Source organism: Candidatus Sodalis sp. SoCistrobi, assembly GCF_900143145.1.
GTDB lineage: Bacteria > Pseudomonadota > Gammaproteobacteria > Enterobacterales > Enterobacteriaceae > SoCistrobi.
This window is the reverse complement of record NZ_FRDB01000077.1, coordinates 1-12,090: the sequence shown is the minus strand read 5'-3', so window position 1 is coordinate 12,090 and position 12,090 is coordinate 1. Positions and strand designations below refer to the sequence as shown.

The 12,090-nt window shown below is 58.2% G+C and carries 11 protein-coding genes and 1 pseudogene; 1 reads left to right on the top strand and 11 read right to left on the bottom strand.

Annotated elements, in window-relative coordinates; genetic code table 11:
* The first annotated feature begins 1,520 nt into the window (after positions 1 to 1,520).
* Positions 1,521 to 4,085, top strand: a complete 2,565-nt coding sequence (mutS, locus tag CINSTRO3249_RS07190; RefSeq protein WP_074012766.1) for a DNA mismatch repair protein MutS — start codon at positions 1,521 to 1,523, stop codon at positions 4,083 to 4,085.
* A gap of 157 nt (positions 4,086 to 4,242) precedes the next feature.
* Here mutS and rpoS read toward each other — a convergent pair whose 3' ends face one another.
* The 11 genes and pseudogenes from rpoS to CINSTRO3249_RS07135 all read right to left on the bottom strand — a co-directional run.
* The gene (gene rpoS, locus CINSTRO3249_RS07185; protein WP_074012765.1) at positions 4,243 to 5,232 is read right to left on the bottom strand and encodes an RNA polymerase sigma factor RpoS; all 990 of its coding nucleotides are present in this window, start codon (positions 5,230 to 5,232) and stop codon (positions 4,243 to 4,245) included.
* Positions 5,233 to 5,283: 51 nt separating this feature from the next.
* Positions 5,284 to 6,402 carry a murein hydrolase activator NlpD gene (gene nlpD, locus CINSTRO3249_RS07180; RefSeq protein ID WP_125933137.1) on the bottom strand — a complete coding sequence of 373 codons (1,119 nt, stop codon included), beginning with the start codon at positions 6,400 to 6,402 and terminating at the stop codon, positions 5,284 to 5,286.
* A 201-nt stretch (positions 6,403 to 6,603) separates the two neighbouring features.
* The gene (locus CINSTRO3249_RS07175; RefSeq protein ID WP_074012763.1) at positions 6,604 to 7,230 is read right to left on the bottom strand and encodes a protein-L-isoaspartate(D-aspartate) O-methyltransferase; all 627 of its coding nucleotides are present in this window, start codon (positions 7,228 to 7,230) and stop codon (positions 6,604 to 6,606) included.
* Positions 7,224 to 7,928, bottom strand: coding sequence for a 5'/3'-nucleotidase SurE (gene surE / locus CINSTRO3249_RS07170; RefSeq protein WP_074012762.1), 705 nt, complete (start codon positions 7,926 to 7,928; stop codon positions 7,224 to 7,226). The genes CINSTRO3249_RS07175 and surE overlap by 7 nt, the downstream gene beginning before the upstream one ends.
* 277 nt (positions 7,929 to 8,205) lie before the next feature.
* Positions 8,206 to 9,249 carry a tRNA pseudouridine(13) synthase TruD gene (truD, locus tag CINSTRO3249_RS07165; protein ID WP_074012768.1) on the bottom strand — a complete coding sequence of 348 codons (1,044 nt, stop codon included), beginning with the start codon at positions 9,247 to 9,249 and terminating at the stop codon, positions 8,206 to 8,208.
* An 8-nt stretch (positions 9,250 to 9,257) separates the two neighbouring features.
* Complete coding sequence (gene ispF / locus CINSTRO3249_RS07160) at positions 9,258 to 9,734, bottom strand: 2-C-methyl-D-erythritol 2,4-cyclodiphosphate synthase (protein WP_074012761.1); 477 nt, start codon at positions 9,732 to 9,734, stop codon at positions 9,258 to 9,260.
* Positions 9,735 to 10,454 carry a 2-C-methyl-D-erythritol 4-phosphate cytidylyltransferase gene (gene ispD / locus CINSTRO3249_RS07155; RefSeq protein ID WP_074012760.1) on the bottom strand — a complete coding sequence of 240 codons (720 nt, stop codon included), beginning with the start codon at positions 10,452 to 10,454 and terminating at the stop codon, positions 9,735 to 9,737.
* Complete coding sequence (gene ftsB / locus CINSTRO3249_RS07150; RefSeq protein ID WP_074012759.1) at positions 10,454 to 10,771, bottom strand: cell division protein FtsB; 318 nt, start codon at positions 10,769 to 10,771, stop codon at positions 10,454 to 10,456. The genes ispD and ftsB overlap by 1 nt, the downstream gene beginning before the upstream one ends.
* 158 nt (positions 10,772 to 10,929) lie before the next feature.
* Complete coding sequence (locus tag CINSTRO3249_RS07145; RefSeq protein ID WP_125933136.1) at positions 10,930 to 11,280, bottom strand: DUF3561 family protein; 351 nt, start codon at positions 11,278 to 11,280, stop codon at positions 10,930 to 10,932.
* A gap of 56 nt (positions 11,281 to 11,336) precedes the next feature.
* Positions 11,337 to 11,834 (bottom strand): annotated as a pseudogene (cysC, locus tag CINSTRO3249_RS07140) (adenylyl-sulfate kinase); the annotation flags it as partial.
* Positions 11,835 to 11,861: 27 nt separating this feature from the next.
* On the bottom strand, positions 11,862 to 12,090 hold a 229-nt coding region (locus CINSTRO3249_RS07135; RefSeq protein ID WP_143146879.1), incomplete at its 5' end, for an integrase core domain-containing protein.

Below are 12,090 nucleotides of genomic sequence, written 5' to 3'. Positions count from 1 at the left end.
CAACAGGTCCTGAGGGGAGTGGCAATCCTGGAGCAATTGGTCAATAAGATCGTTGCTGATAGGCATTTTGTAGTCCTTTAAAGGTTTTGCTAAAAATGCCATTTACACAGATTATTTTACAGCCTCGTATTGGGAGGTCAGGGTCCCCGGCATCGTGCTGATATGCTGTGCGGCAGATCCGAAAACGTAGTGATCCGGGCAGTGGCATAACACTCGGTCATCCGTGGCAACATAAGCCAGTGCGCTTGCCATTATTAATCCCTCAATATATAAGCGGTTATACTCATCGCCATCTTGCAGGCATCATGACTTAACTAAAATATTCCATTCCTTATTGTTCCGTTCCCGCTCTATTCCTTATTTTGTACTAACAGTAGTCAGGCCACAGGTCATAGCATGTTGTTGTGAGCGGTAAAACGACGTGGGTGTTAAGTCAACATGCCAGAGGTCCCTATACGACAGCACCAGCAAATGCGTAAGAACATCCCGACTTACACTCTGCAGCTTTCGCTTTTAAGCACAGCCTATTCAGTACTCAGATCGCTATGCATAGGTCAGACCTACAAGCGTAATTGTCTTGATTATTTAAAAAACTGCGCATCTTATTTCAGCAGATTCCCCAAATAATCAGCCCAAACCTGCAACCACTTTCTGCACTCTGCGTCATACTTATATCAGTTGTAAATCCCCTCAACACCGCCGCGAGTATGACCCAGCACAGCCTCAGCCACTTCATTTGGACATTGCACGCGGGATTGTCCTGTTCGCACTGTAAGCCGCAAGTCGTGGGGCGTCCCATGAGGTATATCATGCGTTTGATTGCTTTCACGTCAACGCCATGTGTTTTCAGTTAACTATTTTTGCTGGATCGGCTTTTTAGTAGTCTGCGAAGGGAATAACCTTCCCGTCTTTCGTTTACGCTCTCTAATACGCTCGGTAAGACACAATTCCCCCCTGTACGGTCATTTGAGGGATGTTAACCTGTTCAGCTGCAATCGCACGCTGGAGCTTATCTTGCTTACGTTCTGACGCACGACAGCGCCCTTCCTGACGGAGGCGCTTTAATTCATTGGGTTTCAGACGGGCAGCGGCGAGAGATGTCCGCAGGAAGTTACCGGTTTTTGACTTAAGCCCGTTTGCCTGTCAGGGGGCTCGTGTAACGGTAGAAAGAAGCCTTAGCGCCGGCGGCACCACATGAGACGCGTAAGCCACGATTTTCACCACTATCAGCCTTGTCCTTATCGCCCGGCCTCATCATTTCTGTCATTTTAAACGATAGAGGCTCTCCCTCTTATTTTCCTGCCATAAAGACTCCGTTATCATGCATCCTATGCAGTCATGAAAAAAATGTAGGTTGTGCTGTATGTAGCCATGTTGTACCAGGCTATAGGTAGCCAGCTATAGTTAAACCGACATTTCTATGAAGGATTTCATGATATTCGATGAGACATGGTGAAACTTAATGATAACAACAAAATCACTAACTCATTAAAAAATAAGAAAATGGACATCATAAACTAATGAGCACAACAGAAAATTTAGACTCACACACCCCCATGATGCAGCAGTATCTGAAGCTGAAGGCGCAGCACCCGGATATCCTGCTGTTTTACCGCATGGGGGACTTTTACGAGCTTTTCTACGATGATGCCAAACGCGCGTCGCAGCTGATGGACATTTCCCTCACCAAACGCGGCGCTTCCGCCGGCGAGCCGATCCCCATGGCCGGGGTGCCTTATCACGCGGTAGAGAACTATCTGGCCAAGCTGGTGGCGCTGGGGAAGTCGGTCGCCATCTGCGAACAGATTGGCGATCCCGCTACCACCAAAGGGCCGGTGGAGCGCCGGGTGGTCCGCATTGTTACCCCGGGCACGCTAAGCGATGAAGCGTTACTCAATGAACGCCAGGATAACCTGCTGGCCGCACTCTGGCAGTCGCCGCAGGGTTTCGGTTACGCCACGCTTGATATCACATCAGGCCGCTTCCTGGTTTCCGAGCCCGCAGACCGCGAAGCGATGGCCGCGGAATTACAGCGTACTAATCCGGCGGAGCTGCTTTACCCGGAAACGCTACAGGATATGACGCTTATCGAGCAGCGCCGCGGCCTGCGGCGCCGGCCGCTGTGGGAGTTTGAGCTCGATACCGCCCGCCAGCAGCTCACTATGCAGTTCGCCACCCGCGATTTAACCGGTTTTGGCATTGAGCGGGCGCAGTTGGCCCTGCGCGCCGCCGGCTGTCTGTTGCAATACGTCAAAGACACCCAGCGCACCTCGCTGCCGCACATTCGCTCCATCACCCTGGAGCGGCAACAAGACGGTATCGTGATGGATGCCGCGACGCGGCGTAATCTGGAGCTGACGCAAAATCTTAGCGGCGGCGGGGAAAATACCCTGGCGGAGGTGTTAGACCGCACGGTGACACCCATGGGCAGCCGCATGCTGAAACGCTGGCTGCACATGCCCACCCGGGATCTCACCACCCTCAGCCACCGTCAGCAGAGTATTCGTGCGCTACAGGAGCAGGTGGCGGATCTGCAGCCGCTACTGCGTCAGATCGGGGATTTGGAGCGGGTGCTGGCGCGGCTGGCGCTGCGGTCGGCGCGCCCGCGCGATCTGGCGCGCATGCGTCATGCCTTTACCCAGTTGCCTGCCATTCAGGCGCTGCTCGCCGGTCAATCGGAGCCGTATCTGCCGCAATTGCTGGACCGGGTCGGTGAATTCGAGTCGCTGCGCGATTTGCTGGCGCGGGCCATTATCGAGGCGCCGCCGGTGCTGGTGCGCGACGGCGGCGTGATTGCCCCGGGTTACCATGCCGAGCTTGATGAGTGGCGCGGTCTGGCGGCGGGGGCGACCGATTATCTTGATCGGCTGGAATTGCGCGAGCGGGAGAAAACCGGGCTGGAAACGCTGAAAGTGGGTTTCAACGCCGTACACGGCTATTTTATTCAGCTGAGCCGCGGCCAAAGCCACCTGGCGCCAATCCGCTATGTGCGGCGCCAAACGCTGAAAAACGCCGAACGCTACATTATTCCCGAACTGAAAGAATACGAAGACAAAGTGCTGACCTCGAAAAGCAAGGCGCTGGCGCTGGAAAAAGCGCTGTACGATGAGCTGTTCGACCTGCTGTTGCCCCATTTGGCGGCGCTTCAGCAGAGCGCCGCCGCGCTGGCGGAGCTGGATGTACTGAGCAATCTGGCCGAGCGTGCGGAAACGCTGCGCTATGTCTGCCCGACTGTCGACGCCCGTCCGGGGATCCACATTAGCGGCGGCCGCCATCCCGTCGTGGAGCACGTATTAAGCGAACCTTTTATCGCCAATCCGCTGACGTTGTCCGACGCGCGGCGCATGTTGATCATCACCGGTCCAAACATGGGCGGTAAAAGCACCTATATGCGCCAAACCGCCTTAATTGTGCTGCTGGCGTATATCGGCAGTTTTGTCCCGGCCGACGAGGCCATTATCGGGCCGGTGGATCGCATCTTTACCCGCGTCGGTGCCGCCGATGATCTGGCCTCCGGCCGCTCCACATTCATGGTGGAGATGACCGAAACCGCCAACATTTTGCATAATGCCACGCGCCAGAGCCTGGTGCTGATGGATGAAATCGGCCGCGGCACGTCGACCTATGACGGGTTGTCGCTGGCCTGGGCCTGTGCGGAGAGTCTGGCTGGCCGCATTAAGGCCATGACTTTGTTCGCTACCCACTACTTTGAGCTGACCACCCTGCCGGAAAAAATGGAGGGCGTGGTTAACGTGCACCTGGACGCGGTAGAGCACGGCGACACCATCGCCTTTATGCACAGCGTGCAAGATGGCGCCGCCAGTAAGAGTTATGGCCTGTCGGTGGCGGCGCTGGCGGGGGTGCCGCGCGAGGTTATCAAACGCGCACGCCAGAAGCTTCGGGAGCTGGAAACGTTGTCAAGCGGCGCGGCCGCAGGCAGCGTGGACGGTTCGCAGCTGTCGCTGCTGCAACCGGAAGAACAGCCCGTGGCGCCGGCGGTCGAGGCGCTGGAAAACCTGGATCCCGACAGTCTGTCACCGCGCCAAGCGCTGGAGTGGTTGTACCGGCTGAAGAAATTGCTGTAGTTTTCGCATCTGGCGTTTGGCGGCTTGCGGCTTGCGGCTTGCGGCGCGACAAAAACATAAAAAAACGGTGAGGGCAACCTCACCGTTTTGGTTGGCGTCGCCGGCGCGAGTAACGCCGACGGGCCTGACATGGCGCCTGACCGGCGCAAAGGTAGAATTACTCGCGGAACAACGCCTCAATGCTCAGGCCCTGACCCTGCAGGCTCTCCCGCAGGCGACGCAGCCCTTCCACCTGAATCTGACGCACGCGTTCGCGGGTCAGACCGATTTCACGGCCAACATCTTCAAGCGTCGCGGCCTCATAACCCAGCAAACCGAAACGTCGGGCCAGCACTTCACGCTGTTTGGCGTTCAGCTCGAACAGCCATTTGACGATGCTTTGCTTCATGTCATCGTCCTGCGTGGTGTCTTCTGGACCGCTGTCTTTTTCATCGGACAGAATATCCAGCAGCGCCTTCTCGGAATCGCCGCCCAGCGGCGTGTCCACCGACGTGATACGCTCGTTCAAACGCAGCATACGGCTGACGTCTTCCACGGGTTTGTCCAGCTGCTCGGCAATTTCTTCCGCGCTCGGCTCATGGTCCAGTTTATGCGACAGTTCACGCGCGGTACGAAGATAAACGTTCAGTTCTTTGACGATATGGATCGGCAAACGAATGGTACGGGTTTGGTTCATGATGGCCCGTTCAATCGTCTGGCGAATCCACCAGGTGGCATAAGTAGAGAAACGGAACCCTCTTTCCGGGTCAAATTTTTCTACCGCGCGAATCAGACCGAGGTTACCTTCCTCGATTAAATCCAGTAACGCCAGTCCACGGTTACTGTAACGGCGGGCAATTTTCACCACCAGACGCAGGTTGCTTTCAATCATCCGGCGTCGTGAGGCAATATCACCCCGAAGTGCGCGCCGTGCAAAATAGACCTCTTCTTCAGCGGTCAGCAGCGGGGAATAGCCGATCTCGCCCAGATAGAGCTGCGTGGCGTCCAGAACACGCTGGGTTGCCCCTTGAGACAGCAGCTCTTCTTCGGCTAAATCATTATCAGCAGGCTCATCGACTAGCGCCTTCTCGTCAAATGTTTCAGCCCCATTCTCATCGAATTCGGCCTCTTCATGTAACTCGTTAACTTTCAGCGTATTTTGGCTCATAGTGGCTCCTACCCGTGATCCCAGGACAGAACGTCGTGACATTCCGCCAATTTATCGCTGCGGAAGATAACGCAGCGGGTTTACGGATTTCCCCTTGTAACGAATTTCAAAATGTAATCTAGTTGTGCTGGTTCCGGTGCTACCCATGGTAGCGATTTTTTGCCCCGCCCTGACTTCTTGTTGTTCTCGGACCAGCATCGTATCGTTGTGGGCGTAGGCGCTCAAGTAATCATCATTGTGTTTAATGATGATAAGATTTCCGTATCCTCGCAAGGCATTGCCGGCATAAACCACTCTGCCGTTGGCGGTCGCCAAAATCGACTGTCCTCGGGAACCGGAGATATCAACCCCTTTGTTGCCACCTTCCGCGGCGGAAAAGTTGTCAATGATCTTCCCATCCGTCGGCCAACGCCAACCGGTGATTGCCGTGCTGCCAGACGCCGTGGCGGCTGGTGCCGTGCTGGGTGCTGTGACCGGCGCGGTGGTGGTAACAACGGTGCCGGTGGTAGGTAACATTTTGCCATTGGATGATGGCAACATTTTCCCTACACTCTGTTTACTTGAACTTTCAGGATAACCATTGTTTTTTTTATTAGAATCAACACTTGATTCTGTCAATTGTGTATTCGAGGTAGGAACCGGGGCGACCACGACGCCACTATTGCTCTGATTGGCATTGGACGCCAGCACGGTGCCCGCCGGCGCATTGCCGGTAATCGGTACCGTTCCGTTGCCTACCTGCAACGTCTGACCGACGTTCAGGCTGTAGGGTTCCGGTAGATTGTTTCGTTGCGCCAGATCCCGGTAATCGTTTCCGGTAATCCAGGCGATATAGAACAGCGTATCGCCGCGTTTTACCTGGTATGTCGCGCCGGAATAGGAACCTTTCTGAATATTGTCATAGCTTCTGTTGTAAATAATATTCCCTTGCGGAGAGACATTTACCTGGCCCTGCTCGCCGCCGCTGACCACGGCACGCGGCTGACTGAGCTGTGGCGCGCGCTCAACGGTGGTGGCATTGCCGCCGCCGTAACCGCCGCCGTCGTTACCGCCGCCCACGCTGCTTATCGGTGCGCTGGACTCATTGTTGGCGCACCCCGCCAGCCAGATACTCGCCATGGCACAGACCGCAACGCGGCGCCACGCGCTCTTCGGGCTTCCCATGCTCAATTCTCCCCTATGGCAGCAACGCCAGTCATCATTCCAAATAGGCCAGACATTGTGTGTTATACATCCTTTTATGGCTTATTGTCCCAGTAACAAGAGCATTTTCAGTTATTTCTGAGATAATAATTATACTGCCGTTAATGCTAGCAACAACCGGTCGCCTGCGCCATTAAACACTTGTATAGAAATTTGAGCGTCTGGGCGTCAGGCCAGTTCGCCTTTCACCAGCGGAACGAAGCGGACCGCTTCTACCGTCTCCACCACGAACTCGCCGCCCTTACGCCGTACCCGCGTTAAATGCTGCTGTTCCTCGCCGACCGGCAACACCATCACGCCGCCCTCATCCAGCTGCGCCATCAGCGCCTGGGGGATTTCCGGCGCCGCCGCCGTGACGATAATGGCGTCAAACGGCCCGCGCGACGGCCAGCCCTGCCAGCCGTCGCCGTGGCGGGTGGAAATATTATGCAGGTCGAGCAGTTTTAGCCGGCGCTTGGCCTGCCATTGCAGTTTTTTAATCCGTTCCACCGAGCAGACGTGCTTCACCAAATGCGCCAGAATGGCGGTTTGATAGCCGGAGCCAGTGCCGATTTCCAACACTCTCGATGCCGGCTGCAGCACCAGCAGTTCGGTCATCCGCGCCACGATGTAAGGTTGGGAAATGGTCTGCCCGAGGCCGATGGGCAGCGCGGTGTTATCGTAGGCTTTATGCTCGAAAGCCTCGTCGATAAAACGTTCGCGCGGGACCGCTTCCATGGCCTGCAGCAGGCGTTCATCGCGGATGCCCTGCTGGCGCAGCTGCGCCAGCAACGTCTGCGTGCGTCCGTCTACCATGGGCCGAGCCCCTCCGTATTGCCGAGCCAGTCGCTCAGTACGGGCAGGGCGGCGTTGGCGGTCAGATCCACCTGCAGCGGCGTCAGGGAGACATAACCGCGGTTGACGGCGTCGAAATCGGTGCCAGGCCCCTCATCGAAAGAGCCGGCCGGCGGCCCGATCCACAGCATTTCCCGGCCGCGCGGATCGGTTTGCCGGATAACCTCGCTGGCGGGATGCCGGCTGCCGCAGCGGGTGACTTTGTACCCTTTGAGGGACGACAGCGGCAGGTCGGGAACATTGACATTGAGAATTTTGCCGGTGCGCAGCGGCGTGCTCGTCAGTGCGCGCAGCAGGTGGCAGGTAACGGCGGCGGCGGTGGCGAAATGGCGGGTGCCGTTCAGCGACACCGCCAGCGCCGGATAACCCAGATGCCGCCCTTCCATCGCGGCAGCGACGGTGCCGGAATAGATAACGTCATCGCCCAGATTCGGCCCGGCGTTGATGCCGGACACCACAATATCCGGCCCGGGGCGCATCAGGGCATTGACGCCGAGATAGACACAATCGGTCGGGGTACCGGAGAGGATGGCGATATCGCCGCTGCGGTCGCGGTCCGGCGCCACGATCTGTACGCAAGCCAGCGTGCGTAACGCGTCCGCCAGCTGCTGAATGCCGGGCGCGTGAATGCCATCATCATTGCTTAAAAGTATGCGCATAGTCTTGTTTGAGTTTATCGAATAATCTCCCGCACCACGCCGCCCTGCGGTGAAAGGCAAAATCCGGCCTGACCCGCCGCCGGTCAGGGACACCGGCGCACAATCAGGGCGGAAATAGACAGCAATAATGGCATGAAACGTCACCGTGGTGAAGCCGACAATGCAGCGGATGAGGCAAATTTCGCCGCCGCACAGAGGGGGGCGCCACGGGCACGGCGACGGGCTGGACCGCCGCCGTCATACTGTAGCTGAAAGGATTCGGGTGAGCACGGGCGGGCTAATGGGCAATATCGGCCGGGGCATCAAGCAATTCACGCACTACCGCCGTAGCATAACTGCCGGCAGGCAGGCTGAAGGAAAGCGTCAGCGTCAGCGTTGCGTCGTCTTGCCAATGCCAGCGTAACGCCTCCGGCCGCAGCAGCAGGGCGCGGCGCGCCGGTGTCAAACGCTCGCGCGCCAGCAGGGCCATGAGTGCGGGCTGCGGCGCCAGACAAGTTTGTTCAAACGCCGCCGCCGCCGCAAGGGAACCCAATGCGCCCTCCCCCGGCAACGGCGCCGTCAGTGAAAGCTCCCCCGCCGTCAGCCGGTCGGTCAGCACCGGCAACTCCGCCGGGCTTGCGACAAACCAGCTGCCGCGGCCGGTTAACTGCAAGGCGTCGCCGTCGAGCACGCGCACCGGCCCTAATTGCGCCAGGCGCTGGCTGACCACGCTATTAAACAAAGCGCTGCGGGCGGCGGAAAGCGCAAAGCTGCGCTTTCCGCGATCTTTGATGCGCAGTTCGTCATGGGCCCAACGCTGCGCCAGCGTCAGATTATTACCCTGATGACCAAATCGTTGATGACCGAAATAATTCGGCACCCCTTGCTGACCAAGGCGGTTCAATCGCGCCTCCACCTCCGCACGATCGCTTATCTCACGCAGCGTCAGGGTGAAGGCGTTGCCCTTAAGGGTGCCGATGCGCAGCTTGCGCCGATGGCGGGCGGTGGCGAGGATCTCGCAGCCCGCAAGCTGGAATGCCGCGAAGTTGGGATCGCTTTTCCCGGGCAGATGCAGGCAAAACCACTGCTCGGTAATGGCGTGGCGATCTTTTAACCCGGCGTAGCTGACCGCGCGGGCAGGAATACCGGCGAAGGCCGCCAGCGCCTCGGCAACATACGGCGTGTTGCAGCCGGTTTTGCGCAACCGCACCAGCACATGTTCCCCTTCGCCGTCCGGCTCGAAGCCAAGCTCTTCACGTACCTGAAAATCTGCCGCCCCGGCTTTTATAATCCCGGTCGCGGCCGGTTTGCCCTGCAACCAGTGCAGTTGATGGTAGTCCAGATCGTCGGTCATGAGGTCCTGACCAGCAGCGCTACCGCCTCGCAGGCAATGCCCTCGCCGCGGCCGGTAAAGCCTAATTGCTCGGTGGTGGTGGCCTTGACGTTGACATCATCCATGTGGCAGCCGAGATCTTCCGCAATATTCACGCGCATTTGCGGAATATGCGGCGCCATCTTTGGCGCCTGGGCAATAAGGGTAATATCCAGATTGCCCAGACGGTAGCCTTTAGCCGCAATCCGTCGCCAGGCTTCGCGTAATAACGCACGGCTGTCGGCCCCTTTGAAGGCCGGATCGGTATCCGGGAACAATTTGCCGATATCGCCCAGCGCGGCGGCACCCAGCAGGGCGTCGGTGGCGGCGTGAAGCGCAACGTCGCCATCGGAATGCGCCAGCAGGCCCTGCGGATAAGGGATACGCACGCCGCCGATGATAAGCGGGCCTTCGCCACCGAACTTGTGCACGTCGAAACCGTGTCCGATACGCATTTACGCGCTCTCCGTAGTAGCCAATTGAGAAAAAAAGAAACGTGCCAGCGCCAAATCCTCCGGGCGGGTCACTTTGATGTTGTCCGCGCGCCCCGGCACCAACAGCGGTGCATAACCGCAATACTCCAGCGCCGAGGCTTCATCGGTGACGGTCGCGCCTTCCGCCAGCGCCCGCTCAAGGCAGGTTATCAGCAGATCGCGCGCGAACAGCTGCGGCGTCAATGCGTGCCACAAACCCTCGCGCTCGACGGTGGTGGCAACAATGTCCGCGCCGGCGTGGGCGCGTTTCATGGTGTCGCGCACCGGCGTCGCCAGCAGCCCGCCCACCTCGGTATGGGCCGTTATCGCCAGCAGGCGGCACAGATCGTCCTGGTGAAGGCAGGGGCGCGCGGCATCGTGTACCAGCACCCAGGATGCCGCCCGCGTGCGGCGCAGCGCGGCCATGACCGAGTCGGCACGCGCCACGCCGCCGGTGACGACACGCACCCGTGGGTCGGCGGCGACCGGTAATTGGTGGTACCAGCGGTCGTCCGGGCTTATCGCCACCACAGCCTCGCGAACGCAGGGATGACGCAGTAGCGCGCCAATAGCGTGCTCCAGCAGCGTTTTGTCACCGATGGTGAGATATTGTTTGGGCAAGGCGGTCTGCATGCGGCTGCCAATGCCGGCCGCCGGCAGTATGGCGATAACGTCAGGGGACTGCCCTGCTATAGAGGTCATTATTGATTGTCTTGGTTCGCGGGCGCCGCCGGCTGCCGTTTCGCCTGCTCCGGCACCAGGCGATAGAAGGTCTCGCCCGGCTTTATCATGCCAAGCTCGTTGCGTGATCGCTCCTCGATGGCCTCCTGGCCGCCGTTCAAATCATCAATTTCCGCGAAGAGCTGATCGTTGCGCGCTTTGAGCTGCGCATTATTGCTTTGTTGCGCCGCAACGTCGCTCTCGACGCGCACCAAATCGTGCACGCCGTTTTTACCCAGCCAAAGCGAATATTGCAGCCAGCCAAGCAATACTAATAACAGCAGCGTAAGTTTTCCCATCCCGCCCCCTGAATGACGGCGTAATCATCCCATAACTTGCGGCCGGACTCCACACCAGCCGGCAAATACCGCGTCGTTTGCGCCAAAAAGCTGGCGGCTCAGGGGCTTTTTTACCGATTTTTTACGCTTTGTTACCGGACGAGGGGCCGCGCAGGCCGTTACCAGCCCGAAAGAAAAGTGAACAGCAGCCAGAACAGGCTGAACACCGACAATCCAGTGGCCAGCACCGACAGGCAGACCCGGTTGCCGAGCAGCACACTATAAATGACGCCCAACAGCACGCACACCGGCAGCAGCGCCAGAAAAAACGGCCAGGTGTAGAGCAGGAAAAACAGGGCGTTGGCACCAAATTGCAGGATTGGCACGGCAAAAGCCAGCCAGTAAAAGACAAAACCGGCGATACCGCCCCACAGGGCATAAGGCGGCTCATCCCGGCGAAGCGTGCGGCCAGGGGCGAGGCTGAATTTGAAGGGAATAGCGCGTTTTATCTCGGTAACGTTCGGCATCAAGACCTGTCTCTGGCTGGTAATCGCCGGCGAAGGTCACCCGTTCGCCGGCAGCGCATTCAGATGTTGATAATAACGCGCTCATCCAGCAGATCTAATAAACGACCGGTCAAATTTGTTACCAATTGTTCGCCATCCAGATGCAGATCCGGGCGCTGCGGTGCCTCATAAACCGCGTCGATGCCGGTGAAATTACGCAGCTCGCCGGCACGGGCTTTTTGGTACAGCCCCTTGGGGTCGCGCGCCTCGCAAACGGCCAACGGCGTATCGACAAACACTTCGATAAAGCGGCCGGCGGGCAGCATATCGCGTACCAGCTGCCGCTCGGCGCGATGGGGTGAAATAAAGGCGGTTAACACAATAAGACCGGCGTCGACCATCAGCCGCGCCACCTCGCCTACGCGGCGGATATTCTCGCGCCGGTCGTCATCGCTAAAGCCCAGATCGCGGCACAAACCGTGGCGGACGTTGTCGCCGTCCAGCAGATAGGTGCTAATGCCGCGCTGATGCAACACCTGCTCCAGCGCGCCGGCGAGGGTCGATTTGAATAACCCCGAGTTTATTAGAGAGTAATTTTGGCAATACTACGCCGCTTCCTCTGATGCTAATTGCAAAGCGTAATAGTTCATTTCGGCTTCAGTAGGAGGGATGTAACCCAGCCGCCCGAGCAGCCTTCTGTTGTTGTACCAGTCCACCCAGTCCAGCGTGGCCAACTCCACTTCCGTCCGGTTTTTCCAGCTCCCGCGGTGGATAACCTCCGTTTTGTACAACCCGTTGATACTCTCTGCCATCGCATTATCGTAGGAGTCGCCG